Source organism: Kocuria sp. NBRC 114282, from assembly GCF_030268385.1.
Classification (GTDB): domain Bacteria; phylum Actinomycetota; class Actinomycetes; order Actinomycetales; family Micrococcaceae; genus Kocuria; species Kocuria palustris.
The window spans coordinates 45,918-70,912 of sequence record NZ_BSQO01000002.1 but is presented as its reverse complement, the minus strand read 5'-3'; the positions used below and the strand labels follow the sequence as shown (position 1 = coordinate 70,912).

At 71.1% G+C, this 24,995-nt stretch carries 22 protein-coding genes and 1 tRNA gene; 10 read left to right on the top strand and 13 right to left on the bottom strand.

Annotated elements, in window-relative coordinates:
- Nucleotides 1-145 precede the first annotated feature (145 nt).
- The 3 genes from QSJ40_RS03985 (at nucleotide 146) to QSJ40_RS03975 (ending at nucleotide 6,048) form a co-directional block, all read left to right on the top strand.
- Nucleotides 146-3,202 carry a DEAD/DEAH box helicase gene (locus QSJ40_RS03985; RefSeq protein WP_285729008.1) on the top strand — a complete coding sequence of 1,019 codons (3,057 nt, stop codon included), beginning with the start codon at nucleotides 146-148 and terminating at the stop codon, nucleotides 3,200-3,202.
- 299 nt (nucleotides 3,203-3,501) lie between these two features.
- Complete coding sequence (locus QSJ40_RS03980; RefSeq protein ID WP_251715106.1) at nucleotides 3,502-4,650, top strand: TY-Chap domain-containing protein; 1,149 nt, start codon at nucleotides 3,502-3,504, stop codon at nucleotides 4,648-4,650.
- Nucleotides 4,651-4,899: 249 nt separating this feature from the next.
- Nucleotides 4,900-6,048 (top strand): VIT1/CCC1 transporter family protein, encoded by a 1,149-nt coding sequence (locus QSJ40_RS03975; RefSeq protein ID WP_006215532.1) that lies wholly within the window; start codon nucleotides 4,900-4,902, stop codon nucleotides 6,046-6,048.
- A gap of 411 nt (nucleotides 6,049-6,459) precedes the next feature.
- Here QSJ40_RS03975 and QSJ40_RS03970 read toward each other — a convergent pair whose 3' ends face one another.
- The 5 genes from QSJ40_RS03970 to sucC all read right to left on the bottom strand — a co-directional run bounded on the left by QSJ40_RS03970 (nucleotide 6,460) and on the right by sucC (nucleotide 11,051).
- The gene (locus QSJ40_RS03970; RefSeq protein ID WP_285728999.1) at nucleotides 6,460-8,109 is read right to left on the bottom strand and encodes an alkaline phosphatase D family protein; all 1,650 of its coding nucleotides are present in this window, start codon (nucleotides 8,107-8,109) and stop codon (nucleotides 6,460-6,462) included.
- Between the two features lie 58 nt (nucleotides 8,110-8,167).
- A complete protein-coding gene (locus QSJ40_RS03965) occupies nucleotides 8,168-8,497 on the bottom strand; it encodes a hypothetical protein (protein ID WP_285728997.1) in 330 nt (109 codons plus the stop codon).
- A 12-nt stretch (nucleotides 8,498-8,509) separates the two neighbouring features.
- A complete protein-coding gene (locus QSJ40_RS03960; protein ID WP_285728995.1) occupies nucleotides 8,510-8,719 on the bottom strand; it encodes a hypothetical protein in 210 nt (69 codons plus the stop codon).
- Between the two features lie 212 nt (nucleotides 8,720-8,931).
- Nucleotides 8,932-9,849, bottom strand: coding sequence for a succinate--CoA ligase subunit alpha (gene sucD, locus QSJ40_RS03955; RefSeq protein ID WP_024289078.1), 918 nt, complete (start codon nucleotides 9,847-9,849; stop codon nucleotides 8,932-8,934).
- A 32-nt stretch (nucleotides 9,850-9,881) separates the two neighbouring features.
- A complete protein-coding gene (gene sucC, locus QSJ40_RS03950) occupies nucleotides 9,882-11,051 on the bottom strand; it encodes an ADP-forming succinate--CoA ligase subunit beta (protein ID WP_285728990.1) in 1,170 nt (389 codons plus the stop codon).
- 208 nt (nucleotides 11,052-11,259) lie between these two features.
- Here sucC and QSJ40_RS03945 point away from each other — a divergent pair, with 208 nt between their 5' ends.
- Nucleotides 11,260-12,027 carry a hypothetical protein gene (locus QSJ40_RS03945; RefSeq protein ID WP_051990503.1) on the top strand — a complete coding sequence of 256 codons (768 nt, stop codon included), beginning with the start codon at nucleotides 11,260-11,262 and terminating at the stop codon, nucleotides 12,025-12,027.
- Between the two features lie 42 nt (nucleotides 12,028-12,069).
- On the opposite strand, the gene pcrA is transcribed toward QSJ40_RS03945, so the two are convergent.
- The gene (gene pcrA, locus QSJ40_RS03940; RefSeq protein WP_285729582.1) at nucleotides 12,070-14,442 is read right to left on the bottom strand and encodes a DNA helicase PcrA; all 2,373 of its coding nucleotides are present in this window, start codon (nucleotides 14,440-14,442) and stop codon (nucleotides 12,070-12,072) included.
- 81 nt (nucleotides 14,443-14,523) lie between these two features.
- Between pcrA and QSJ40_RS03935 the strand changes: the two genes are divergently transcribed.
- The gene (locus QSJ40_RS03935) at nucleotides 14,524-15,246 is read left to right on the top strand and encodes a hypothetical protein (RefSeq protein WP_285728988.1); all 723 of its coding nucleotides are present in this window, start codon (nucleotides 14,524-14,526) and stop codon (nucleotides 15,244-15,246) included.
- Nucleotides 15,247-15,298: 52 nt separating this feature from the next.
- On the opposite strand, the gene QSJ40_RS03930 is transcribed toward QSJ40_RS03935, so the two are convergent.
- A tRNA-Arg gene (locus tag QSJ40_RS03930) sits at nucleotides 15,299-15,371 on the bottom strand.
- 98 nt (nucleotides 15,372-15,469) lie between these two features.
- Between QSJ40_RS03930 and QSJ40_RS12780 the strand changes: the two genes are divergently transcribed.
- The gene (locus QSJ40_RS12780) at nucleotides 15,470-16,828 is read left to right on the top strand and encodes a DUF4031 domain-containing protein (RefSeq protein ID WP_082330863.1); all 1,359 of its coding nucleotides are present in this window, start codon (nucleotides 15,470-15,472) and stop codon (nucleotides 16,826-16,828) included.
- A 36-nt stretch (nucleotides 16,829-16,864) separates the two neighbouring features.
- On the opposite strand, the gene QSJ40_RS03915 is transcribed toward QSJ40_RS12780, so the two are convergent.
- From QSJ40_RS03915 to QSJ40_RS03905, 3 genes are all read right to left on the bottom strand, one after another.
- Complete coding sequence (locus QSJ40_RS03915) at nucleotides 16,865-17,170, bottom strand: hypothetical protein (protein ID WP_006215568.1); 306 nt, start codon at nucleotides 17,168-17,170, stop codon at nucleotides 16,865-16,867.
- A gap of 49 nt (nucleotides 17,171-17,219) precedes the next feature.
- Entirely contained in the window at nucleotides 17,220-18,293 is a 1,074-nt protein-coding gene (locus tag QSJ40_RS03910) for a C40 family peptidase (RefSeq protein ID WP_241180358.1), read from the bottom strand.
- 286 nt (nucleotides 18,294-18,579) lie between these two features.
- Nucleotides 18,580-19,323 (bottom strand): metal-dependent transcriptional regulator, encoded by a 744-nt coding sequence (locus QSJ40_RS03905; protein WP_006215570.1) that lies wholly within the window; start codon nucleotides 19,321-19,323, stop codon nucleotides 18,580-18,582.
- A gap of 186 nt (nucleotides 19,324-19,509) precedes the next feature.
- On the opposite strand from QSJ40_RS03905, the gene serC reads away from it, so the two are divergent.
- Entirely contained in the window at nucleotides 19,510-20,646 is a 1,137-nt protein-coding gene (serC, locus tag QSJ40_RS03900; protein ID WP_137802079.1) for a phosphoserine transaminase, read from the top strand.
- 8 nt (nucleotides 20,647-20,654) lie between these two features.
- Here the strand turns inward: serC and QSJ40_RS03895 are convergent, their stop codons facing one another.
- The 3 genes from QSJ40_RS03895 to QSJ40_RS03885 all read right to left on the bottom strand — a co-directional run bounded on the left by QSJ40_RS03895 (nucleotide 20,655) and on the right by QSJ40_RS03885 (nucleotide 22,934).
- A complete protein-coding gene (locus QSJ40_RS03895; RefSeq protein WP_285728985.1) occupies nucleotides 20,655-21,884 on the bottom strand; it encodes an MFS transporter in 1,230 nt (409 codons plus the stop codon).
- Nucleotides 21,881-22,468 (bottom strand): DUF3027 domain-containing protein, encoded by a 588-nt coding sequence (locus tag QSJ40_RS03890; RefSeq protein ID WP_006215573.1) that lies wholly within the window; start codon nucleotides 22,466-22,468, stop codon nucleotides 21,881-21,883. Before QSJ40_RS03890 ends, QSJ40_RS03895 begins: the two co-directional genes overlap by 4 nt.
- Nucleotides 22,469-22,550: 82 nt before the next feature.
- Complete coding sequence (locus QSJ40_RS03885) at nucleotides 22,551-22,934, bottom strand: cold-shock protein (RefSeq protein WP_053446928.1); 384 nt, start codon at nucleotides 22,932-22,934, stop codon at nucleotides 22,551-22,553.
- A 244-nt stretch (nucleotides 22,935-23,178) separates the two neighbouring features.
- Between QSJ40_RS03885 and QSJ40_RS03880 the strand changes: the two genes are divergently transcribed.
- The 3 genes from QSJ40_RS03880 to QSJ40_RS03870 all read left to right on the top strand — a co-directional run bounded on the left by QSJ40_RS03880 (nucleotide 23,179) and on the right by QSJ40_RS03870 (nucleotide 24,923).
- Nucleotides 23,179-23,463, top strand: coding sequence for a hypothetical protein (locus tag QSJ40_RS03880; protein ID WP_285728981.1), 285 nt, complete (start codon nucleotides 23,179-23,181; stop codon nucleotides 23,461-23,463).
- Between the two features lie 41 nt (nucleotides 23,464-23,504).
- Nucleotides 23,505-24,125, top strand: a complete 621-nt coding sequence (locus QSJ40_RS03875) for a thymidine kinase (protein WP_006215576.1) — start codon at nucleotides 23,505-23,507, stop codon at nucleotides 24,123-24,125.
- Between the two features lie 84 nt (nucleotides 24,126-24,209).
- A complete protein-coding gene (locus QSJ40_RS03870) occupies nucleotides 24,210-24,923 on the top strand; it encodes a response regulator transcription factor (protein WP_006215577.1) in 714 nt (237 codons plus the stop codon).
- Nucleotides 24,924-24,995 lie beyond the last annotated feature (72 nt).

Below are 24,995 nucleotides of genomic sequence, written 5' to 3'. Positions count from 1 at the left end.
GGCTCCCCGAGCCGCCGTCCTGATGCCGGGTGCCGGTCGGCCGCGATCCGCAGCCGCCCCTCTGGTGTCATGTCCTGTGCCCGAACGGGTGCGTTCGGACAGCACCTCCCATTGTAGGTGCCGGGCGCCGCGTAGAATCGGTCGGATGACCGCCTCACCCGATTCCGGAGCCTCTGGATGGAAGCGCGCGCTCGAGCGGATGCTCGACGACGAGGAGGACGGCGCGCTCGAGGCCTCCTTCGACGACGGCCCATCGGCCCAGGTCGGACTGGAGTTCGACCTGCAGCTGCCGCTGCTGCGCAGAGTCCGTCAGGCGGCGCCCGCCGCCGGGGCTCCCTACACCCTGGGAATGCGCCCGGTTCGACGCGGGGCGCGCGGGACCTGGATCCGCGGCGGGCTGGACTGGGAGCGCGTGGTGGACGCCGGTCGCACGGGGGTCGTCAGCCCCGAGCAGGCGGACTGGTTCGACGAGCTGCGCGTGCTCGCGAACGTGCGATCGCGCCAAGTCGCCCATGACCGGCACTGGATCAGGGTGGAGCACTACGAGTCGCCCATGCTGTGGTCGCTGCTCGAGCGCGCCGAGCAGCTGGACGTCTCCCTGGTCGGCGCCGGCCACGGCCGGCCCGTTGTGCTGGATCCGGCCGGGCGCTTCCAGGTCGATCTGAGCCGCGACGAGGACCACGGCCTGGTCCTGCACCCGGAGGTCGTGGTCGAAGAGGAGGGCCTGCGCCGGGTGATCCCGCTGACCTCGGCCGGGGTCGTGGGCGATCCGGGGCACGGCCTGTTCTTCCCCGTGGCCGAGGACGACGCCCCTCCGGCCTTCTCCGGCTCCGCGCCGGAGCACCTGGACCCGGAGTCCGATCTCAACGCCATGTCGCTGCGCCTGGTGCCCCTGAGCACGCGCCTGACCCGGGATCAGCGCCGCTTCCTGGAGACCGCGCAGGAGATGACGGTCCCGGACGACGAGGTCCAGGAGTTCGTCGAGCGGTGGTTCCCCCGCCTGCAGCAGCGCATCGCCATGACCAGCGACGACGGCTCCATCGAGCTGCCGGATGTCGCCGCCCCGGAGATGGTCCTCACGGTGACCCACGATGACCTCACGGTGCGCCTGGAGTGGGAGTGGGAGTACCAGCTGGGAGCTGAGCGCCTGCGGCTGCCCTTCCGCCCCGCGGATCCCCTGGGCACCGAGCCGGTGCGCCGCGACTCCACCTGGGAGTCGTCCATGACCACCGCCGTCCACCGGCGCATCCCCGACCTCGAGTTCCGCCGCAGCGCCTACGTGGGCTACGACGCCGTGGTGCTGCTGCGCGACTGGCTGCCCGAGCTCGAGCGTATCCATGACCTGCGCATCGAGACCCGCGGCACGGAGCCGGCCTACCGCCCGTCGCAGGATCCGCCGGAGATCACGGTGAGCACTGCCTCGAGCCAGCGCCGCGACTGGTTCGACCTGGGGGTCTCGATCCGCGTGGGCGACTTCCACGTGGCCTTCGCCGACATCTTCAAGGCGCTGGCCCAGGGCCAGGACGTGATGATGCTGCCCGACGGCACCTGGTTCGGCCTCGACGCCCCGCGCTTCGAGAAGCTGAGGGATCTGCTCAAGGAGGCCCGGTCCCTGCAGGACTCGCCCTCGGACGCGCCCATGATCTCGCGGCACCAGCTGGGCCTGTGGGAGGAGTTCGAGGAGCTGGCCGATCGCTCCGAGCCGGTCAGCCGGTGGCGCGAGGCTGTGACCCGCCTGAGCGCGGGGCTCGAGGAGGAGGATCCGCCGGAGGTGCCGCAGGCTCTGCACGCGCAGCTGCGCCCGTATCAGGTCGACGGCTTCCGCTGGCTGGCAGCGCTGCACGATCTCGGCCTGGGCGGCGTGCTCGCCGATGACATGGGCCTGGGAAAGACGGTGCAGACCATCGCCATGTTCCAGCGCGCCCACGACCGCGCTGCCGAAGGCCTCGCCGAGGCCCCCGCAGGCGGGCCCTTCCTGGTGGTCGCCCCCACCTCCGTGACGCCGAACTGGGTCTCGGAGATCCGCCGCTTCGCCCCGGAGCTGTCCGTGCGCTCCATGCCCGGGACGGCCGCGGCCACCGGCGAGGAGCCGCAGCAGCTGGCCGGCGCGCACGACGTCGTGGTGATCTCCTACGCGCTGCTGCGCCTGGACGAGCAGCTGTGGAGCGCGATCGACTTCTCTGCCGTGGTGCTGGATGAGGCCCAGTTCGTGAAGAATCCGCGCACCCGCGCTCACCGCGCCGCGCGGGCCCTGCGCACCGACACGACGATCGCCGTGACCGGCACCCCGCTGGAGAACGGGCTGACCGACCTGTGGGCGCTGCTCGCACTGACCGCCCCGGGGCTGTTCCCGTCCCGACGGCGCTTCGCGGAGGCCTATCAGCGCCCGATCGAGACCTCGGGCGATCGCACCGCGCTGTCGCGGATGCGCCGGCGCCTGGCCCCGTTCATGCTGCGCCGCACCAAGGAGTCCGTGGATCTTCAGCTGCCGCCCAAGATCGAGCAGACCCTCGAGATCGAGCTGTCCGAGGAGCACCGCCAGCTCTACGACCTGCACCTGCAGCGCGAGCGATCCAAGGTCCTGGGGCTGCTGCAGGATCTCAACGGCAACCGGTTCACGATCTTCCAGTCGCTGACCAAGCTGCGCCTCATGGCCCTGGACCCGTCGCTGGTGGATCCCGAGATGGAGGTCCCCTCCTCCAAGCTCGAGGTGCTCTTCGATCACCTGCCGGAGATCGTCGCAGAGGGGCACCGTCCGCTCGTGTTCTCGCAGTTCACCGGATTCCTCAAGCTCGCTGCCGCGCGCCTGGACCGGCTCGGCATCCCCTATTCCTACCTGGACGGCTCGACCCGCGACCGCGCCACGGCGATCGAGGACTTCCGCTCGGGACGCACCCGCGTGTTCCTGGTCTCCCTCAAGGCCGGAGGCACGGGCCTGAATCTGGTCGAGGCCGACTACTGCTTCCTGCTGGACCCCTGGTGGAACCCCATGGCGGAGAACCAGGCGATCGACCGAGCCCACAGGATCGGGCAGACCCGGAAGGTGCTCGTCTACCGACTGATCGCCCAGGGCACGATCGAGCAGAAGGTCATGGAGCTCAAGAGCCGCAAGGCCGCGCTGTTCGACTCCGTGATGGACGACGACGGGACTTTCGCCTCCCAGCTCAGCGCCGACGACGTCCTCGAGCTGCTGCGGGACTGAGGCCGTTCCCACCCACCGGCCCCGCGCCCGCGCCCGCGGCGTCATAATGCCGTCCGGGGCCTGTGGTCCCGTGAGACTGCGCCCGGATTCGTCTAGCGTGGAGGCCGCGCGAGATCGTCAGGGCGCCCGCGGGCCGACCGGATGCGACAAGCGTCCGGACAGGCCTCTCCGCCCGCCCATGAGCCGCTCGTCGGTCGCGCTCGGAGCAATCCGCCGCCCCGTGGAACGCGCGCTCAGCTGCCGACACCACCCGCGCACCGCCGCGCAACCGCCTTCTGCCTGCCGAGGAAGTGATCGCCGTGTCCCACATCTCAGCGGAGCGGCCCGAGTCCGAGGGCGTCCCGGCCCTGGTCGCCGACTCGCTCGTCGCCTCCGGGCTCGCACCCGCCGACATCCGCCGCCGTCTGCACACCCTGTTCCCGGACAGGGCACCGAGCTCCTGGGCCGCGTGGCTGCGCCGGGATGTGCTCGGCGAGCCGGTCGCCCGCGACCGGGCCCACTACGACGACCGCCAGCTGCGCCTGGGCGTCGAGGTCGTGGCCGCCGTGGCCGAGGGCCTGGAGCCCGATCCCCAGGCGACGGCCCTGCTGAGCCCCGAGGACGTCGACATCCTCGAGGACCTGACCGGCGGGTACGACCCCTCCGGGGCCATCCTGGCCAACAGCCTCATGCTGGTCGGCGCGCTGCGCCAGCAGGTGCACTCGGGCCAGCGCCCGGTCCTGCGCCAGTCGCGGTACCAGGAGCTGCTCATGGAGACCCGGCTCGTCGCCGATGTCCCGCAGTCCCATCAGCTGCGCTGGCCGCCGGCCGCCTCGGTCGTCGCCCGCCGTCTGGGCGGCGGCGACTGGGCGCGCGCGCTGGACGGGATGGGCCTGGACGGAGGCCAGCCCGGCGAGCCGAGGCAGAGGGACATGCCGGTGGCCCGGGAGATCCTGGAGCTCGACGACCCCGGGATCGGACTGATCGCAGCGCCGGCATCCACGGGCGAGTGGCCCCATGAGGTCTGGGACGAGCTGCGGGACCGCCTGCTGGACGAGCTCGAGGAGCTCGCCTGGAAGGACATCCTGGTCCTGCGCTACTCCGCGCCCCCGGAGGAGGACGCTCCCCCGTCCCCGTCCGCCTGGGCCCGCACCGGGCCCGACGGGACCGTCATCAGTCTCTCCGGGGTCAACAGCCCGAGCGCCCTGTGGCCGAGGGCCGAGGACTACTTCGTCGAGCCCCGCTGGCGCCAGCCCGCCCATGGCGGGGTCGCCTGGAGCTGCGGCCCCATGCCGGCTGAGCAGGCCGCCGAGCTGATGGTCGAGGGCATGCGCATCGGGCGGCTGTGCGGCAATCCCTACCGCTTCTGCTGGGGCGTGGGAGATGCGCAGACCGGCTCAGCGGAGGAGGACCCCCAGGCCTCGGACTCAGTGGCCCCGGTGATCTCGTTCCATCGCCCCACATCCTGAAGTTCTTCCAGGCCGTCGCGCCGTGAGCGATTCCACACCCTGAGGCGGGCCGGCGATCCGCGGGGCAGGTAGACTCGCCCGATCGAAGGGGAGTAGTTCCAGGGCGGCCTCGGCCCCCGGAGGCTCGTCGACATACCGGATTCACGGAGGAGTCCCGGCGAGCCGTCCGCATGCGGATGAGCGAGACCTTCAGCCCATCGGCCAGGCTGGTCCCAGACCGCCCGAGCCTCGACAGGACAGGACTCCTCCATGAACGCCTCCCCCGCGCCCTCTTCCGACTCCCCCGCCTCGCTGAACCCGGGCGATCCCGGGGCAGCCACCCGCTCCCAGGTCCGCCGCTGGCGGCGCTACCTGGCCGAGGAGCAGGCCGAGGCGGAGATCTACCGCAGGCTGGGCGAGCGCTCCGAGGGACGCCACCGCCGGATCCTGCTCGAGGTGGCCGAGGCCGAGGGCAGGCACAGCCGGCACTGGCAGAGCCAGCTCGCCCCGTACGGGCTGGGCCCCACGCGCCCGTCGCTCGGCTCCCGCACCCTGATGCTGCTGGCCGAGCACTTCGGCACCGTTTTCGTGCTCGCGCTGCTGCAGCGCGCCGAGTCGCGCTCGCCGTACGCCGACGATGCCGATGTCCCCGCCTCCATGGCCGCCGACGAGGCCCTGCACGAGGAGATCGTGCGCGCCCTGGCCAACGACGGCCGGCAGCGGCTGTCCGGCAACTTCCGCGCCGCGGTCTTCGGCGCCAACGACGGCCTCGTGTCCAACCTGGCGCTCGTGATGGGCGTCGGCGCCACGGGCATGGCGGGATCCCAGGTGCTCTTCACGGGCATCGCGGGCCTGCTGGCCGGTGCCCTGTCCATGGGCGCAGGCGAATTCGTCTCCGTGCGCTCGCAGCGCGAGATGCTCGATGCCTCGCTGCCCACCCAGGTCACCCTCGACGTGGCGCCCCAGCTCGATCTGCAGGCCAATGAGCTCGAGCTGGTCTACCGAGCCCGCGGGATGTCGGCCGAGGCCGCCGCACATCGCGCGGCCGAGCGCCTGGGCTATCTCGACTGCGACTGCGACCCGTCGCTGTCCTACCAGGACGAGGACGACCAGGCGGACAGCGGCGAGGACAACGTGGCCCTGGGGACCGATCTGGGCGCCTCCGCCTCGAGCTTCTGCTTCTTCGCCTCCGGGGCGATCATCCCGATCATCCCGTTCATCCTGGGGATGGCCGGCATGCCCGCACTGGTGCTGGCCATGGTCCTGGTGGGCATCGCCCTGCTGGTCACCGGCGGAGCCGTGGGCCTGCTGTCCGGGGCGTCCCCGCTGAAGAGGGGCCTGCGCCAGCTCTCGATCGGCTACGGAGCGGCGATCGCGACCTACCTGCTGGGCCTGCTGTTCAACACGACGGTCGGCTGAGCGGCCCGGGTGCACGTCCGCCCATGTCCGGAGCCTGTTCCGGGGCTGTGAACTGCATCACTCAAGGCACGTATTTCCTGCAGGGACGCACCGCTGTCCCCAAGGCTGGGATATGATCCGGCTCGTGGCCTTTGCGCCACACAGCAATGAAGGACCACTGTCGCAGACGTCGGCACGGCCGCACTGGGGGGTGCTTCGTCGCCGGCAGCAGCAGTGGCAGCAGTCGCTCAGCCCACGACTCCCTTCATTGAGACATGACTGTCTGCCGATGGCCTCGAGCATTCTCCTTCTGGAGGCGCATCTCTCCCCGCGCCGGGTGCCTTGCATCCGTCACCTCGCGGCCATCGGCCTGTCATGCCACGCACTGCGCCCGGACCCTGACGGGTCCGGGCGCTGCTCATCCGGGTCGGCTCAGGACTGCGGCTCGAACTGCTTCTCCCACACGATCTCCCCGTTGCCGTCGCGCAGCGAGACCGTCATGAGGTCCTGCTCGTCCAGGTCCACGTGGCCGAAGAACTGGAACGCCGCGTCCCGGGGCGAGCCCATGGCGGGGCCTGCCTTGGAGAAGACCTCCTCCGGGCCGAAGGTCCGGTCCAGCTTGTTCGGCCCGAAGGAGCCCGCGTTGATGGGGCCGGCCACGAACTCCCAGAACTCGTGGAAGTCCTGGAAGGCCGCGTTCTCCGGCGTGTAGTGGTGCGCGGCGCAGTAGTGGACGTCGCCGGTGATGACGAAGACGTTCTTCACGCCGTTGTCCTTGATCGACTTCAGCACCCGGGCCAGCTGCAGCTCACGTCCCAGCGGCTTGCCCGGATCGGTGTTGGAGATCGACTCCTGGGCCTTGCCATCCGGGACCACCAGCCCCAGCGGGAGATCGGCCGAGAGGCACTTCCAGGTGGCAGTGGAGTCCCGCAGGCCGTCGATCAGCCACTGGGTCTGCTCCTCGCCCAGGATGTCCGTCTCGTGAGCCTCCTTGCCGGCGGTGTTCTCGCCCTTGAACGTGCGCATGTCCAGGCAGAAGACGTCCAGCTGGGAGCCGCGCTCGATCTTGCGGTAGATCCGCGCATCCTCGAAGCCGGATGTCCCGGGCTTGAGCGCGCGGGCGTCGCCGATGGGCTGGTACTCCTGCCACGCGCGACGGCCCCGCTGGGCCAGGGTGTCGACATCGAGGACCGTGTAGCGCTCGTCCTCCAGGGTCTCGCCGGGGTACCAGTTGTTGGTGGTCTCGTGGTCGTCCCACTGCGAGAGCAGGGCGGTGTGCGCGTAGAAGTCCCGGATGTTGTGATCCATCATGTTGTAGCGATGGCGGGCCCGGAACTCCTCCTGGGTCTCGGCCACCTTCGCCACGCCCTCGGTCACCACGTTGCGCCAGACCTGGCCGTCGGGCTCCTGGTGCTCGGCCTCGATGGGGCCGTCCGCGTAGATCGTGTCGCCGGCGTGGATGAAGAAGTCCGGGTTCGTGGCCGCCATGGCCCGGTAGGTGCGCATGCCGCCCAGATCCGGGTTGATGCCGAAGCCCTGCCCCGCGGTGTCGGCGGTCCACACGAAGGACTGACGGGTGCCCGAGGGCCGGCGGACGCGCTGGCCGCGGCCCGGGCGCAGCCCCTCGGGAGCTGTGCGGAAGGTCCCGAACTCCGCGGGCGAGCGGACACCGGACTCGTCCTCGAACTGCACGGCGTAGAGGAACTGCGAGCCGGAGGGCAGCCCGGTCACGCCGATCTTGGCGGTGTGGTCGGTCTCGGCGGTGACCCATCCGGACTCGACGGTCTTCTCGAAGCGCCCGCGCCCGCGGGCCGGGTTGAAGGCATCGTCCACCGCGGTGACCTTGACGATCATGCGGCCGTCGCCGGAGGAGCGCGACCACACGACGACGGAGTCCTTCGAGGCCTCCCCCGTCATGATGCCCGAGGGCAGGTGGAGGCGGCGGCGGACGATACCCGCAGCCGAGGGGCGCTGGCTGGGCGCGGCGACCGCCGGAGAGGCCGTGGCGGGGGCGGCGGAGACGGCGAGGACGGAGATGCCGGCAGTGGCGGTGAGCAGACCGCGGCGGGAGACGGAAGTCATGGCCCCATCATCCGAACCCCGCCCATCTGCGCGCCCACGCCGAGGTGACACCGCGTCGTCAAGCAGGTGAAGACGCGATGCCCCAGGTCACGAGCCCATGCACTGCGATGCAATGGGCCGCGGCCAGCTCGAAGCCGTGCAGGGCATCGGCGAGCGTCACCTCGTGCGTCATCAGCGGGGAGACGTCCACGCCCTCGGCCATCAGCCGCAGCGCATCGGAGATCTCGTCGACGAAGCGGTAGGAGCCTCGGTAGGTGATCTCCCGGGTCACGATCCCGCCCAGGGCCACGGGGACCTCGCCCCGGGGAGGTTGCCCACCTTCACGATGGTGCCCCCGGCGCATTGCCGCGATCACACCGGCCTGGCTCGTGAGGAACTGCGCGAACATCAGCAGGACCGGCTACGACATCCAGCCGCGCCGACCGAGTCGGGGAGGGACGTCGTCGTAGCCCGAGACGGCCGCGGAGGTGATCATGCAGGGGCCCAGGAAGCGGAAGCGCCCGCCCATGCGCTCCGGGGGCTCCGCGGTCTCGCGGCCGGTCACCAGGTACGGATCGACCTTGTCGGCGTCGATCGTGGCTGTGGCCGGGAGGGTGTCGTCGTGGGGCATCTGGGTGCCTCTCGATAGGGCGAGGCGGCACGGGCATGCGGGTCCCTGCAGGCGGACGGAGAGATGCCCCAACCTAGGACGTGACGCGCACCACGCCGTGCCTTGTTGCCGTGGGATGCCCCGGATGCGCGAGAGCACCGGGGCCCCTCCTGAAGGAGGGGCCCCGGTGCTCGATGATTCCGCTGAGGGCAGGCGCTCTCAGCGCGGATCGGTCACTTGCCGGCCATGAGCTCGCGCATCAGGTCGGCGGTCTCGGTGGGGGTCTTGCCGACCTTCACCCCGGCGGCCTCGAGGGCCTCCTTCTTGGCCTGGGCCGTTCCGGAGGAGCCGGAAACGATGGCGCCGGCGTGGCCCATGGTCTTGCCCTCCGGGGCGGTGAAGCCCGCGACGTAGCCGACGACCGGCTTGGTCACGTTGGCCTTGATGTACTCGGCCGCGCGCTCCTCGGCGTCGCCGCCGATCTCGCCGATCATCACGATGCCCTCGGTCTCCGGATCGGCCTCGAAGGCCTCCAGAGCGTCGATGTGGGTGGTGCCGATGACGGGGTCGCCGCCGATGCCGATCGCGGTGGTGAAGCCGAGATCGCGCAGCTCGAACATCATCTGGTAGGTCAGGGTGCCGGACTTTGAGACCAGGCCCAGCTTGCCCTTGCCGGTGATGTTCGCCGGGGTGATGCCCAGCAGCGACTCCTCCGGGGAGATGATGCCGGGGCAGTTCGGGCCGATGATGCGGGTCTTGGGACGGCCGTCCTCACCCGCGTTCGCCTTGGCGTGGGCCCAGAACTCCGCCGCGTCCTGCACGGGGATGCCCTCGGTGATCACGACGACCAGCGGGATCTCGGCGTCGATGGCCTCGATCACGGCGTCCTTGCAGAACTTCGGGGGCACGAAGACGATCGACGCGTTCGCGCCGGTCTCCTTCATGGCCTCGGCCACGCCGCCGAAGACGGGCAGCTCGACGTCGGCACCCTGAGCGTCCTTGTGCGAGACGGTCGTGCCGGCCTTGCGGGCGTTCACGCCGCCCAGGACCTGGGTGCCTGCTGCGAGCATCCGGGCGGTGTGCTTGGATCCCTCGCCGCCGGTGATGCCCTGAACGATGACCTTCGAGTCCTTGTTCAGAAAGATGGACATTCTGATTCCTCTGCTTTCGGTTTCCGGCGGTTTCAGTTGGCGGCTGCGGCGAGCTCTGCGGCCTTGTCGGCGCCGCCGTCCATGGTGTCCACGGAGGTGACCAGCGGGTGGTTCGCCTCCTCCAGGATGCGGCGGCCCTCCTCGACGTTGTTGCCGTCGAGGCGGACGACCAGCGGCTTGGTCGCGGTGTCGCCCAGGATCTCCAGGGCCTTCACGATGCCGTTGGCCACGGCGTCGCACGCGGTGATGCCGCCGAAGACGTTGACGAACACGGACTTGACCTGCGGGTCGTTCAGGATGACGTCCAGGCCGTTGGCCATGACCTCGGCCGAGGCGCCGCCGCCGATGTCCAGGAAGTTCGCAGGCTTGACGCCGCCGTGCTTCTCGCCGGCGTAGGCCACGACGTCGAGCGTGGACATGACCAGCCCGGCGCCATTGCCGATGATGCCGATCTCACCGTCGAGCTTGACGTAGTTGAGGCCCTTCTCCTTGGCCTTGGCCTCGAGCGGGTCCTCGGTGTTCTTGTCGACCAGGGAGGCGTGGTCCTCGTGGCGGAAGTCGGCGTTGTCGTCGAGCGAGACCTTGCCGTCCAGGGCCACGATGTCGCCCTCGCCGGTCTTGACCAGCGGGTTGACCTCGACCAGGGTCGCGTCCTCGTTCTTGTAGACCTCGCCGAGCTTCACGAGCACCGGCACGATCTTGGCGCCGGTCTCCTCGTCGAACTTGGCCTGTGCGACGATCTCGCGGGCCTTCTCCTCGGTCAGCCCGGCTGCGGGATCGACCTCCACGCGAGCCAGGGCCTCGGGGCGCTCGACGGCCAGCTGCTCGATCTCCATGCCGCCCTCGACGGAGCACATGGCCAGGTAGGAGCGGTTGGCGCGGTCCAGCAGCACCGAGAAGTAGTACTCCTCGGCGATGTCTGCGCCCTGGGCGATCATCACGCGGTGGACGCTGTGGCCCTTGATGTCCATGCCCAGGATCTGCTGCGCGTACTCGTAGGCCTCATCGGCGGTCTTGGCGACCTTGACGCCGCCGGCCTTGCCGCGGCCGCCGACCTTGACCTGCGCCTTGACGACGGTCACGCCGCCGATCTTCTCAGCAGCTGCCTTTGCTTCTTCCGGAGTGGTCGCCACGATGCCCTGGAGCACGGGCACGCCGTGCTTCTCGAAGATGTCGCGTGCCTGGTATTCGAACAGGTCCACGGTTGAGAGCCCTTCTTCGTCGAAGTTCTTGGTCCGGCCGCGCGGATGTGCGGCCGATCGTTGCCGTCGAGGCGCGCGGGCCCTGCTCCGCCGGGTGCATCCCCGGCGCAGGGCACAGCGACGTGCCTCTCCTGAACCCAGCTTAGCGGACTCGCCCTCGGCCCCGCCCTGCGCCCATCGGGGCCTCCGAGTTGATTGACTGTCCCGCATGCAGGCAACCCGACGGCGCGGCGAGAGGCAGCGGCCCCGCTCCATGCCGCCCGCCCGGGCGGCCATGCTCCGAGCCTCGACATGGGTCCTGCTGATCAGCCTTGCGCTGTGCGCGCTGCGCATCCCCCTGGCCGAGGTCCCCGATCTGCTCGACCCGCCCGGCAGGCTGCTTCCGCTGTGGCCCCAGTCGCTGCTGTGGCTCGGCATGGGCCTGATCGCCCTGCTCGGCGCCCGACGCGGATATCTGAGCCTGCAGCGGGCCTCCGGGGCTCGCCGGGTCTTCACGGCCGGACGACGCCAGCCGGACGTCGAGGCGGACCCCCGCTCCCCCACCCTGGCGCTGGCCCTGTTCGTGGTCGCGCTGCTGTCCGCCGTGATCCTCCCGCCGCTGCTCGTGGGCGGCTGGACCATGCAGCCGGTCGAGCTGTGGCTGGGCCTCTACGGCACCTACGGGACCTCCGTGGCGTTCGCGACGGCGGCCTGGGTGATCTTCCACACGGGCTACGCGATCCTCTTCGCACTGATCCTGGCGCTGGTCCAGTCGATGGGCGAATCGCTGATCCGCCGCGCCTGGACCCGGCGCGTCCCTCTGGGCGGGATCGCGCTGGGCCTGCTGCTGGGCATTCCGGACCTGTTCGTCGGAGGGTGGGCCGACCTGCTCACGACACTGGTCAGCTGCACCCTGCTGGGGGTCGTGCACCTGCTGGTGGGTGGGCGCCTGCGCTGGAGCGCGGCGGCGTCGTGGTTCCTGATGATGTTCCTCTGAAGACGACCGCCAGCAGCTCAGCGGCTCACTCGAAGGTCCTGCTCACTCGGAGACCCTGCTCAGCGGGGCCGAGCGCACGAGCAGCCGCTTCTCCTCCGAGCCGAACCTGACCTTGGCGATCACCCGGTCCCCGCGGCCCTCCAGCTGCACCACGGTGCCGCGCCCGAAGCTCTTGTGGTCGACCTGCTCGCCGATGCTCAGCGCCAGGACCTCCCGCTGCGGATCCACGCGCCCCGCTGCCGGTGTGCGGGCACCGCGCCGGAACGTGGCCGCCGCCCCGCCCTGCGAGCCGCCGGAGCCCATGAGCCCGGAGCCGTAGGCGGCCCCGCCCCAGCCCGGCCGCGCGCCGGAGCCCTCGCGCTCCCAGCGGATCAGCTCGGACGGGATCTCCTCCAGGAAGGGGCTCGGCGGGTTGTACTGGGTCTGCCCCCACTGCGAACGGTTCTCCGCGCGGGTCAGGTAGAGGCGGCGGCGGGCGCGGGTGATCCCCACGTAGGCCAGGCGCCGCTCCTCCTGCATCTCCTTGTCATCAGTCATGGAGCGCTGATGCGGGAAGATCCCGTGCTCCATGCCGGTGAGGAACACCACCGGGAACTCGAGGCCCTTGGCCGTGTGCAGGGTCATCAGGGTCACCACGCCCTGCGACTGCTCGTCGGGACCGGGGATCTGATCGGCGTCGGCGACCAGGGCCACGTGCTCCAGGAACTCCGCCAGCCCGTGCTCCGGATGCTCGCGCTCGTGCTCGCGGACCACCGCCACGAGCTCGGCCAGGTTCTCCACGCGGGTCTCGTCCTGGGGGTCCTCCGAGGTGCGCAGGGCCTCCAGGTAGCCGGTCTGCTCCAGCACGGCCTCCACCACCGAGGCCGGGCTGTTGCCCTCCGCGACGGTCGCGAGGTCGTCCATGAGCTGCACGAAGGCCTTCACCGCGTTCAGCGAGCGCGAGGCCATGCCCGGGGCCTCCTCGGCCCGGCGGGCGGCGTCCATGAAGGACAGTCCGTCGCGCTCGGCCAGGGCGGCCAGAGCGCCCTGGGCTCGGTCGCCGATCCCGCGCTTGGGCTCGTTGATGATGCGCCGGACCGTGACCTCGTCATCCGGGTTCAGCAGCGCGCGCATGTAGGCCAGGGCGTCCTTGATCTCCTTGCGCTCGTAGAACCGGGTGCCGCCCACGACCTTGTAGGGCAGGCCCACGCGCATGAGGATCTCCTCGAGCGAGCGGGACTGCGCGTTGGTGCGGTAGAAGATCGCCACGTCCGCCGGACGGATGCCCTCGGCATCCTGGAGGCGGTCGATCTCCTCGGCGATCCAGCGCGCCTCCTCGTGGGCGGACTCGGCCGCGTAGCCCACGATCTCGGTGCCATCGCCCTCGGCGGTCCACAGCCTCTTGTCCTGGCGCCCGGCATTGCGGGAGATCACGGCGTTGGCCGCGGAGAGGATGGTCTGGGTCGAGCGGTAGTTCTGCTCCAGCAGCACGGTCCGGGCGGAGGGATAGTCCTTCTCGAACTCAGTGATGTTGCGGATGTCCGCCCCGCGGAAGGCGTAGATGGACTGGTCGGAGTCGCCCACGACCGTCAGCTCCGCAGGCGGCAGGCCCGTGGGATCACCCTGATGCCCCACGATCTCCCGGATCAGGGAGTACTGGGCGTGGTTGGTGTCCTGGTACTCGTCGACCAGGACGTGCCGGTAGCGGCGGCGGTAGTACTCCGCGATCTGAGGGAAGGCCCGCAGCATGTGCACCGTCTGCGAGATGAGGTCGTCGAAGTCCAGGGCGTTGGCCGCACGCAGCCGCTGCGTGTAGCCGCGGTAGGTCTGCGCGACCGCCTGCTCCCACGGATCCGACCCGGTGGCCCGGGAGAGATAGGTCTCGTCGTCGATCAGCTCGTTCTTCAGCGAGGAGATGGCGTGCTGCAGCGCCTTGGGGGCGAAGCGCTTGGGGTCCAGCTCGTGCTGCTTGGCCACTGCGGTGATCACGCGCAACGAATCGGCGGAGTCGTAGATCGAGAACGTGGACTTCAGCCCGATCGCGGTGGCCTCCCGCCGCAGCACGCGCACGCAGAAGGAGTGGAACGTCGACAGGGACATGGTCCGCGCAGACGGCCCCACGAGCTCGACCACGCGCTCGCGCATCTCCGTGGCGGCCTTGTTGGTGAAGGTGATCGCCAGGATCTCCCCCGGATGCGCCCGCCCCGTGCCCAGCAGATAGGCGATGCGGTGGGTCAGCACGCGGGTCTTGCCCGAGCCCGCCCCGGCCACGATCAGCAGCGGCGAGCCGGCGTGCTCGACAGCCTGGCGCTGCGGCCCGTTGAGCCCCTCCAGGAGGGATTCCGGGCTGCGCCGCCCCGGAGCCGACTCCATGGCGCTGGCTGCGCCCGAGGCCGGCGGGGAGGAGAGCAGGGGGTTGTCCGAGAGGAAGTCCATGATGGGCTCGAGTCTAGAAGAGCCGCCGGACAGCACAGCGGGCGTCGTGTTCCGGTGCCGCATGGCCGATAGCCTGCAGGCATGGGACTCTCGCGGGCGCAGAAGATCAAGAAGCACGGCGACAGCGCTGCGCAGGCACCGACCGGCCGCACCACTGCCGCCCGATCGCGCCCGGCGGCCCGGAGCACCGGGGCCTCGACGACCACAGCAGCGGCTCAGCGTCGCGAGCAGCTGCGCCCGGAGCCGGAGAGCTCGCCGTCGAGCCCCATGATGCTGGTGGGCGTGCTCATGGCGGTCGCAGCGCTGTTCCTGCTCTACGTGAACCTGGTGATCCTGCCGGGCTTCGCCTCGGCCATGGCCGGCGGCCACGGCGTCCCCGAGCTGCGCCTGCTGGGATTCGAGGCCGAGTGGTTCCGGGGCTTCACGGACGCCATGGACGACGGCGCCGCCGAGGCCTACCGCTCCATCCACCGCTCCACGGCGCTGATCGCCCCGCTGGGCATGGCCGTGGGCTGGGCGGCCTTCGTGCTCCTGCAGTCCAGGGGCGCGGCGCTGTTCCGCTGGGCCGGCCTGGGCGTGGTGGCGCTGTTCACGATCGTCTACCTGCTCGGCAGCTCGGTCCTGGACCGCGCCGTGGCCGATCCGCAGGACGAGACCCTGGTGGGCATGGCCTCGCTGCTGATGAACCTGCGCGGGGCGCTGCTGCTGGGCATGGTCGCACTGCTGGTGTGGGCCATGCTGCGCTCGGTGCGTCGGATCGCCGGCGAGATGGCGCAGCGCGGGCGCCAGGACCAGCAGGCCTGAGCCGGCGGCCCGGTGCAGGACCGCGTGCGAGCGCGGAAGAAGGAAGAAGGGGTGCCCCCGGCGCGATTCGAACGCGCGACACCGGCTTTAGGAGAGCCGTGCTCTATCCCCTGAGCTACGGGGGCGACGGCGACCATCATAGGGCCCGCAGCCTGCCGCTCTGAACAGCGGGCGGCAGCGCGAGTGCCGGGCGGGGTCGGTGCCGGGCGATAGATTGACGCGCATGGCTGTCTACATCGATCCCGCGCGCTGGCCTGCCCATGGCACCGTCTTCTCGCACCTGGTCTCCGACAGCTCCCTGGACGAGCTGCACGAGATGGCTCGGCGGATCGGCGTGAGCCCCCGGGCCTTCGACGGCGATCACTACGACGTCGCAGTGGCCCACTACGACAAGGCCGTGGCCGAAGGCGCGATCGAAGTCGACGGCAAGGAGCTGGCCCGGCGCCTGGTGCAGTCCGGGCTGAGGATCCCGGCTGCGCGTCGCAGCGAGCGTGCCGAGTACGCGTTGCGCTCGCGCTGGGACAGCGGCATCGGGATCGGCCCCGAGCTGCGCGGCCTGCGCGCCGAGCTGCTCGAGCGCTGGGGCGAGCCCCACCGCCGCTACCACGACCGCACCCACCTGCTGGCCGTGCTGAGGGCGCTGGATCTGCTCACCGACGATGCCCCGCCGCGGCCCGTCGTGCTGGCCGCCTGGTTCCACGACGCCGTCTACGACGGCCGCCCCGGCGCCGATGAGGAGGCCTCCGCCGAGCTGGCCGAGCGCCTGCTGCCGGATGCCGGCTTCCAGGCCTCGGAGGTCGCCGAAGTCGCCCGCCTGGTCCGCCTCACCGCCTCCCACCGTCCCCGGCCCGACGACGACGCGGGGCAGCTGCTGTGCGATGCCGATCTGGCGGTGCTGGGCGGCGCCCCGGCCGTGTACGCCGACTACGTCCGCAGGGTGTCCGAGGAGTACGCCTCGGTGCCGCGGCCGGACTTCGTGCGGGGGCGGCTGCAGATCCTGGAGCAGCTCTCCGCGGCCGAGCTCTACCGCACGCCCAAGGGGCAGCAGCTGTGGGCCAAGCAGGCGGCGGAGAACCTCGCCGTCGAGATCGACGACCTGCGCCTGGAGTCCCTGCGGGAGATCCAGGTGCCGGAGGGCCTGGACGTGCTCACGATCGTGGGCGTGTGCTTCCTGCGCGAGGGTCGTCTGCTGACCGTCCGCAAGCGCGGCACGCAGAAGTTCATGCTGGTCGGCGGCAAGCTCGAGCCCGGTGAGACGGCCGAGCAGGCCGCTGAGCGCGAGGTCGCCGAGGAGGTCGGGGCCGTGATCAGCGCGGAGGACCTGCAGCTGCTGGGCCGCTTCCACTCGCCGGCGGCCAACGAGGCGGACACCTGGGTCTCCTCGACCGTCTTCACGGTCGATCTGGACGAGCAGGCGCAGCAGCCCCGTCCGCAGGCGGAGATCGAGGAGCTGCGTCCGCTGGACCTGCGACCGGAGGCGGTCGCCGAGGCCGAGCCGTCCCTGGCCCCGCTGGTGCGCCGCCAGGTCATCCCGCTGCTGCGCCGCCGGGATCCGCGGTTCTTCAGCGCCGGTCCGCGGTGAACAACCGCTCGGCGACACTGCGCGGCGGGACGGCGCTCAGCTCCTGGGAGGCTGCTGCCCCTGGGCCTGCCCTGCCTGCTCGGCCTGCAGACGGGTCCGGCGCCGGCGCCACAGGATGCTGGCCGTCACGAGCCCGATGATGATGCCCACGCCGCCGATGACCGAGACCCACATGGCCGCGTGCCCGATCGCCAGCGACACCAGCAGCCCCGCGATGACTCCGGGGACCGCTCCGGCCACCATGCCCACGGCCAGGTAGGTGTACTCCTGGTCGCTGCCGGTGCGCGCGGCCGCGCTGTAGTCCGCCGGGGGTCGCTGCTGTCCTCGAGGGTCCTGTGCCATGGCTCCAGCCTATCCGCGCCGAGGCGGTGGGCCGTCGCGGCCGGTGGCCTCAGCGCACGGTGTAGAAGCCGTCCAGGGCCATGTCGTGCACCGAGTGCTCGATCGTGCCCTGCTGGGGGTTCAGGGCGGAGATCATCCGATCACCGCCCAGGTAGATCCCCACGTGCGATCCCCCGTTCTGCGAGACGAGGTCGCCCGGGCGGGGGTCCGCCGTGGGCTCGGCGGCGGCGAACTGCTCCCACGTGACCCGCGGCAGCTCGAGGCCGTGCTGCGCGTAGACCCACTGCACGAACGCGGAGCAGTCCCAGGCCTTGAAATCGGTGCCGCCCCAGACGTACTGCCCGCCGAGCCCGAGCCGAGCGGTGGCCAGGATCTCCTCGTCCGAGACCCCGCCGCCTGTGTCCGCGGCGCTGGTCGTGGCCTGCTCGGTCGTCGGCGCATGAGCAGGAGCGGCAGGGGCCGCAAGGGCTGCCTGAGGTCCTGCCGAGAGCGTCTCGGCGCCCGGACTGCGCTCGAACGGGGCCGTGGCCGCTGAGGCCAGGTCGTCGAGCCCGGGATCCGCCGCCGGCTGGGCGGGGTCCGACTCCCACAGAGTGTCCTGGAGGCTCTGGACGCCCAGCTGATCACCGACGGCGGTGTCTGCTGCCGTGGGCTGGGCCGCATGGCGGGCCGTGGGGTCCAGCGAGGTGGAGCGGCTGCCGTCGGCGTAGGCGAAGCTCACCACGCCGTCGGCGTCCGTGGACCAGGAGAAGGTCCAGTCGTTGGCCTCGGCGGCCGCGCGATCCAGCCCGGCGTCGTCGGGGACGGTCCCGGTGACCGTGACCCAGGCGGGGAACTCGAGCGCAGCGGCCTGCGCCGGGGCTGCTCCCAGAAGCGCCGCCCCCACGAGCCCGAGCCCCGCAGCACCCGCCAGCGGCGCGGGAGCCCGAACCGTGCGGCCACCGCTGAGGACCCGGCTCGCGGCTCCACCTGAAGGGCGCATGGCCCGGGCCGAGAGCATGGGCTCGATCTGACCTGCCAGGGGTCGCAGAGCGGGAGCGGATCGCAGGCCTGCGAGGTCACGGGCGTCGAAGGCCCATGTCTCCCGGACGGGATCGGCGGATCGGAGGGCGACGGCGTTCATGGCGGAACCTCTCACGGGAAGCGTGCGGCGGCCGCCGCGGCGGCGGGCATCGACGACGGCGATGCCCTCGAACGCTATGCCCCGTGCCGCTGCGCGCCTGCTGCCCTTCGCCGCATTGAGACTCCCGAGGGCGCTGAGCAGCGGGGACCACTCCTCTGCCGCGACATGATCCGCTGAGGGATGCGCCTGTGGAGCCGCGGGTGCGCAACCGACCCGCGCAGACGACGGCACCGCCGGCGATCGTGTCACCGGCGGTGCCGTCAGAAGCGCTTCAGCAGCGGGCGGCTCAGCCCTGCCCCACCACGATGGAGTGGGCGGAGGCCTCCGGGATGCGAATGTCCTCCGCCTCCACGCCCTCGGCAGGCTCCAGAGCCCGCACGACGACCTCACCGCTCTCCTCCTTGCGCGCCGCGAACGGTCCACCGGCCAGCAGCCCGCAGCGACCCAGGAGGCTCAGCACCTCAGGATGCGTCTGCACGACCTCCGGGACGCCCCTGAGCACGAAGCGCCCGCCGAGCTCGCTAGGGGCGGCCTCCGAGAGGATCTGGTCGGTGCCGGGAAGGGACTGCAGCGGCTGCAGCAGAGCCTGGTGAGCGGCCTCCTCCGAGGCCGCGCCCAGGCCCGCCAGGCCCGGGATCGGCATGCCGTAGGGCGAGATCTGCGGGTTGTGCAGCAGATCCACGAGTCGCTCCTCCACAGCCTCGCTCATGACGTGCTCCCAGCGGCAGGCCTCGTCGTGGACGACCGAGAGGTCCAGGCCGATGACGTCGGCGAGCAGGCGCTCGGCCAGGCGGTGCTTGCGCATGACCTTGACCGCGGTCTCCCGCCCCGCCTCCGTGAGGGCCAGCCGGCGATCCGGCTGCACGGTCAGCAGGCCGTCGCGCTCCATGCGGGAGACGGTCTGGGAGACGGTGGGCCCGGAGTGATCGAGGCGCTCCACGATACGGGCGCGCATGGGAGGGATCCCCTCCTCCTCGAGCTCGAGGACCGTGCGCAGGTACATCTCCGTGGTGTCGATCAGTTCGGTCATGTGACAGCTCCTGAGCAGGGGGCGAGCAGACATCTGGGGACGTGGCCGCGGCTGGGCGGCGCATGCCGGTTCATCGCAGGAGTCTACGCAGATCCCCCGACAGCGCATCGGCTCCGTGCGGCACAATGGCCGGACGGAGGGTCCTGCCGGTCCTCCGCCCGATCCCTCGTCCCAGGAGCACCGCCCGTGACCGACCGCCTCACGATCCCCGACAGCCTGCTGCCCGTCGATGGGCGCTTCGGCGCCGGACCCTCCAAGGTCCGCGAGGAGCAGATGGGAGCGGTCGCCCGAGCCCATCGTCAGCTCATGGGCACATCCCACCGGCAGGCCCCGGTGCGCGGCCTGGTGGGCGGCCTTCGCGAGGGCCTGGGCGAGTTCCTCCGTGTCCCTGACGGCTACGAGATCCTGCTGGGCATGGGCGGAGCCTCCGCCTTCTGGGATGCCGCGGCCCTGGGCCTGGTGCGCGAGCGCGCACAGCACGCGGCCTTCGGGGAGTTCGGCGCCAAGTTCGCCGAGGTCACCGACGGCGCCCCGTTCCTGCAGCCGTCGTCGATCCGCCGTGCGGAGCCCGGCACGCGCACCTCCGTGCAGCTCGAAGACGGGATCGACGTCTACGCCTGGCCGCAGAACGAGACCTCCACGGGCGTGGCCGCCCCCGTCGTGCGCCCCGAGGGCCTGGCCCCGGCACGCAGCGCGGCGGATCCGCTGGTCGTGGTCGATGCCACCTCGGCCGCCGGGGGCATGGCCGTGGATCTCTCCGAGACGGACGTCTACTACTTCTCGCCGCAGAAGAACTTCGCCTCGGACGGCGGGCTGTGGTTCGGCGCGTTCTCGCCGGCGGCGATCGAGCGGATCGAGTCCGTGGCCGCCTCCGAGCGCTGGATACCGGCCTTCCTGTCCCTGGGGGCGGCCCTGGAGAACTCGCGCAAGGACCAGACGTACAACACCCCGGCCCTTGCCACGCTCGTGATGCTCGACGAGCAGGTGCGCTGGCTCAACGACCAGGGCGGCATGGACTGGGCCGCCGAGCGCACGGCGCGCAGCTCCGGGCTGATCTACGACTGGGCCGAGGCGCACCCCCATGCCGCGCCCTTCGCCGCAGCCGTCGAGGACCGCTCCCCCGTAGTCGTGACCGTGGACTTCGACGACAGCATCGACGCCTCGGTGCTCAGCTCGGCGCTGCGCGCCCACGGCGTCGTGGATGTGGAGCCGTACCGGAAGCTGGGCCGCAACCAGCTGCGGATCGCCACCTTCACCGCGGTCGAGCCCTCGGACGTCCAGAAGCTGCTGGCCTGCCTGGACGCGCTGATCGAACAGCTCTGAGTCCCTGATCAGCCGCCCGGCTCGGCGCGCAGGCGCCGCCGGTGGAGCAGGCCCACGCAGGCCCCGGCAGCCCCTGCCAGGACGGCGGCGCCCAGCCCCCAACGCGGGCCGGCCGTGTCGATGACCCACCCGATCAGCGGCGCTCCGATCGGGGTGCCGCCCATGAGGATCGCCGTGTACAGGCTCATGACCCGCCCGCGGAAGCGCGGCTCCGTCATGGTCTGGACATAGGCGTTGGCCGTCGTCGTCATGGTCAGCGACGCCATGCCCAGCGGGATCAGGCACAGGCCGAACAGCAGCGGCGTGGGTGCCAGCGCGGCCAGCAGCGAGCTCAGCGCGAATATCGCCGCACCGGCATAAAGCGTCCTCAGCCTGGCGCGGGGACGGCGCGCCGCCAGCAGAGCCCCCAGCAGGGTCCCCACCGCGAGCACGGAGTTCAGGAGGCCGAACGCCTGGGACCCGAGCCCGAAGACCGTGCCGGTCATGGCCGCCAGGAAGATCGCGTAGTTCAGCCCGAGCGTGCCCAGCAGGAAGACGGTGAGCAGCACGGCCAGCAGATCCGGGCGCTGCCGGACGTAGCGGAAGCCCTCCCGGATCTGGCCGGGGCCCTTGGGCGTGCGCTCCCGTGGATGCAGCCGATCCTGATCCAGGCGAAGGATGGCGGTGATCATGGCGGCGAAGGTCAGGCTGTTGAGCAGGAAGACCCATCCCGTGCCCACCTGCGCGATGAGCACCCCGGCGGCGGCCGGACCGAGCAGACGGGCCGCGTTGAAGGCCGTCGAGTTCAGCGCCACCGCATTGGACAGGTCGCGGTCCCCGACCAGGCTGGCCACGAAGGTCTGGCGCACCGGGGCGCTGAAGGTCGTGGTGACGCCCAGGGCCAGGGCGAAGGCCATCACCCAGCTCAGCGTGACCGCGCCGGAGAGCACCAGCGCTCCCAGGCCCAGCGCCAGGACGCCCATCAGCGTCTGCGTGACCAGCAGGACCCGGCGGCTGTCCGCGCGGTCGGCGTGCAGCCCGGCCCACGGCGAGATCAGCAGCTGCGGCAGGAACTGCAGGGCGAGCACCAGCCCCATGGCTCTCGCGTCATGGTCGGTCAGCTCGTCGAACACGAGCCAGGACTGCGCCGTGCGCTGCATCCACGTGCCGGTGTTCGACAGCAGGGAGCCCGCGTACCAGCGGCGGTAGTTGGGCACGCGCAGGGACCGGAACGCGCCGGTCGCGGGTGCCTCGCTCACGGAGCGGGATCGATCCCCGGGCTCTGCTCCGAGCCGTCCTGCCCGTGATCACGGGAGTCGGCCTGGGCCGCGTCGCGATCGGGGTCCCGCTCCTGCGGGTCGGGGCGCTCCTGGTCCTCGGACTCCGAGTCCTCGGGCTCCTCCTGGTCGGAGCCATCATCGGTGTCGGACTCCTCCGACCCGTCGGACTCCTCGGTCTCGTCGGGCTCGGCCCCAGGCTCGCCCTCTCGATCCTCGTCGTGGTCGCTGTCGAGCACGCGCTCTGACCAGGGGACCCAGGCCGGGGCCAGGAGGGCGTCCTCACCGGGCAGCATGCCGGATTCGCAGACCGTGGCCTCCTCGGAGCCGGGCACACGGGTCAGCGTGACGTACCACTCCCAGCCGCGGCTGCCCCGGGCCGTGGCCGGGAAGAGGTGCGTGACCAGCAGCTCGCCGTCGGCGCGCACACGGTGGCCCTCGCCGATCTCATCGGCCGGCACGATCGAGCGCAGAGCCGCCAGGGCGAGATCCCGGCGCGCGGCGAGCTGGACGTCCGGGCTGCGCTCGGGGCCCTGGTCGTGAGTGGTGGTGGACTGATCGGTCACCGATGCCCCTAGTCGTCGTATTCCATGTGCTGCCTCCTGCGGCGGGCAGGCACCAGGCGCGAGCGGCCCGCCGCAGGAGGTCTCAGGCGTCCAGATTATCCGCGACCGTGCGCAGGATCTTGGCGATCTTCTGCCCGTGGGCGCGATCCGGGTAGCGGCCGTGCTGCAGCCCCTCCGAGATCCCGTCCAGCAGCGTCACCAGGTCCTGGCTGATCTCGGCCATCTGCTCGGCCGGCATGCGATTGTTCCGGGCCACGGACGGGGTCCTGCCCAGCACGGTGGCCTGCAGGGCCTGGGCTCCGCGACGGCCTTCGGCCACGCCGAACTCCATGCGGGTCCCGGGCGCGACGGTGTCCATGCCCTCGGGCAGCGCCGAGACGTGGAGGAAGACCTCGCCGCCATTGTCGTCGGCCAGGAATCCGAAGCCCTTCTCCTGGTTGAACCACTTCACCTTGCCGGTGGGCACTGTGCACATCCTCTGCTTCTCGTGGCGAGGCAGCGGCCTCGCGGGGTGTTCCGGGTGCGTGCTCGGCCGCGGAGATCCCTTCCGGACAGGGCACGCCGCCTGCGCGGTCCCTGCGGCGGCCCGCTGCTCGAGCAGACGGCTCGAGCCCCGGCGGGCGCGCTCTGCTCGGGGACCGGCAGAACGTCCCATCGTACTCCAGACGGTGCCTCGGCGCCCCTGCCGGGCTCGGCTGTACCCTGGATCCATGCCCGCCGAGTCCTCCCCTTCGATTCCCCCTGCCCGTTCCGGCATCGCATCCTCCGCCGCCGGCAGGCAGCCCGGAGGCATGGATGCGCTGGCCTGGGCCACGGTCGTGCTGGCGGTGAGCTCCGGGGCGGCCATGGCCGCCATGCTGATCACCAAGTGGATCGTGGGCGGCGGCGAGATCTGGCCCTGGTTCACCCGCTACGCGCTGGTCGCGTTCCCGCTGTCGGTCGTCCTGCTGTTCGTGCTGCTGGTGCGCAACGCGATCCGCCGTGCCCGCAGCTGACGTCGTGAGCACGAGCCTGCCCCTGCTGCACCGGAGCTGAGATGGCCAAGCTGTACTTCCGCTACGGGGCCATGAACTCCGGCAAGTCCACCGCACTGCTGCAGGCGGCGTTCAACTACGAGGAGCGCGACCAGCGCGTGCTGCTGGCCAAGCCCTCCGTGGACACGAAGGGCGAGTCCACCATCACCTCCAGGCTGGGCCTCGCCCGCTCCGTCGACCTCCTGCTCGGACCCCACGACGACGTCCGCGCCCGCTTCCGCCAGGCCGCCGCGGGCCGCGACCCGGAGGCCCTGCTGGCAACCGTCGAGCTCCCGCCCGTGGCGTGCCTGCTCGTGGACGAGGCCCAGTTCCTGAGCCCGCAGCAGGTGGACGACCTGCTGCGCATCGCCGTGCTCGATTCCGTGCCGGTGCTGGCCTACGGGATCCGCGGCGACTTCCGCACCCGCTCCTTCCCCGGTTCGGGGAGGCTGATGGAGATCGCGCACACGCTCGAGGAGCTCAAGACCATCTGCCGCTGCGGCCGCAAGGCGATGTTCAACGCCCGCACCTCGGACGGCGGCATGGTGCTGGACGGAGAGCAGGTCGCGATCGACGGTGAGGTGGCCTACGAGTCCCTGTGCGCCTCCTGCTACCTCGAGCGCAGCGGCGGGCAGCTGGGCTGAGCCCTGCCCCATGGCCCACGACTTCCATGAAACGTCCTCAAAGCATCCAGAGGATGTCCAGGAGACTCCGAGACACTGGGTCGCGTGAACAACAGCAACCCTGAAGCAAAGCTCCTGGTCGTCGACGACGAGCCCAACATCCTCGAACTCCTCGCCACCTCGCTGAAGTTCGCGGGCTTCGAGGTCGTCACCGCCGCCAATGGCCGCGATGCCATCACCCGCGCCCAGGAGGAGAGCCCCGATCTGGCCGTCCTGGACGTCATGCTCCCGGATCTGGACGGCTTCGCCGTCACGCGGAAGCTGCGCGCCGAGGGCCGCACCTTCCCCATCGTCTTCCTGACCGCCAAGGACGACACCGAGGACAAGGTCCAGGGCCTGACCGTCGGCGGCGACGACTACGTCACCAAGCCGTTCAGCCTGGACGAAGTCGTGGCCCGCATCCGCGCCGTCCTGCGCCGCTCGGCCCCGGCCGAGGAGGACGACTCGCGCCTGCGCGTGGACGACCTGGTCCTCGACGACGACGCCCACGAGGTCTTCCGCGGCGAGCGCGAGATCGATCTGTCGCCCACCGAGTTCAAGCTGCTGCGCTATCTGATGCTCAATCCCAACCGCGTGCTGTCCAAGGCCCAGATCCTGGATCACGTGTGGGAGTACGACTTCAACGGAGACGCCTCGATCGTCGAGTCCTACATCTCCTACTTGCGCCGCAAGATCGACAACGATCCGGATCTTCCCCCGCTGATCCACACCAAGCGCGGCGTCGGATACCTGCTGCGCACGGCCCACAAGAACGGCTGAGCCCATCTGCAGCCCTCACCGGGCGGTGTCCGCCTCCGGCGGCGCCGCCCGTCGTCCTGACAAGATGACCGT

Excerpts from the sequence above, each read along its gene's own strand:
- QSJ40_RS03985 (WP_285729008.1), top strand. The coding sequence starts at position 146 with ATGACCGCCTCACCCGATTCCGGAGCCTCTGGATGGAAGCGCGCGCTC.
- QSJ40_RS03975 (WP_006215532.1), top strand. The coding sequence starts at position 4,900 with ATGAACGCCTCCCCCGCGCCCTCTTCCGACTCCCCCGCCTCGCTGAAC.
- QSJ40_RS03970 (WP_285728999.1), bottom strand. The coding sequence starts at position 8,109 with ATGACTTCCGTCTCCCGCCGCGGTCTGCTCACCGCCACTGCCGGCATC.
- QSJ40_RS03965 (WP_285728997.1), bottom strand. The coding sequence starts at position 8,497 with ATGTTCGCGCAGTTCCTCACGAGCCAGGCCGGTGTGATCGCGGCAATG.
- QSJ40_RS03960 (WP_285728995.1), bottom strand. The coding sequence starts at position 8,719 with ATGCCCCACGACGACACCCTCCCGGCCACAGCCACGATCGACGCCGAC.
- sucD (WP_024289078.1), bottom strand. The coding sequence starts at position 9,849 with ATGTCCATCTTTCTGAACAAGGACTCGAAGGTCATCGTTCAGGGCATC.
- QSJ40_RS03945 (WP_051990503.1), top strand. The coding sequence starts at position 11,260 with ATGCAGGCAACCCGACGGCGCGGCGAGAGGCAGCGGCCCCGCTCCATG.
- pcrA (WP_285729582.1), bottom strand. The coding sequence starts at position 14,442 with ATGGACTTCCTCTCGGACAACCCCCTGCTCTCCTCCCCGCCGGCCTCG.
- QSJ40_RS03935 (WP_285728988.1), top strand. The coding sequence starts at position 14,524 with ATGGGACTCTCGCGGGCGCAGAAGATCAAGAAGCACGGCGACAGCGCT.
- QSJ40_RS12780 (WP_082330863.1), top strand. The coding sequence starts at position 15,470 with ATGGCTGTCTACATCGATCCCGCGCGCTGGCCTGCCCATGGCACCGTC.
- QSJ40_RS03915 (WP_006215568.1), bottom strand. The coding sequence starts at position 17,170 with ATGGCACAGGACCCTCGAGGACAGCAGCGACCCCCGGCGGACTACAGC.
- QSJ40_RS03910 (WP_241180358.1), bottom strand. The coding sequence starts at position 18,293 with ATGAACGCCGTCGCCCTCCGATCCGCCGATCCCGTCCGGGAGACATGG.
- QSJ40_RS03905 (WP_006215570.1), bottom strand. The coding sequence starts at position 19,323 with ATGACCGAACTGATCGACACCACGGAGATGTACCTGCGCACGGTCCTC.
- QSJ40_RS03880 (WP_285728981.1), top strand. The coding sequence starts at position 23,179 with ATGCCCGCCGAGTCCTCCCCTTCGATTCCCCCTGCCCGTTCCGGCATC.
- QSJ40_RS03875 (WP_006215576.1), top strand. The coding sequence starts at position 23,505 with ATGGCCAAGCTGTACTTCCGCTACGGGGCCATGAACTCCGGCAAGTCC.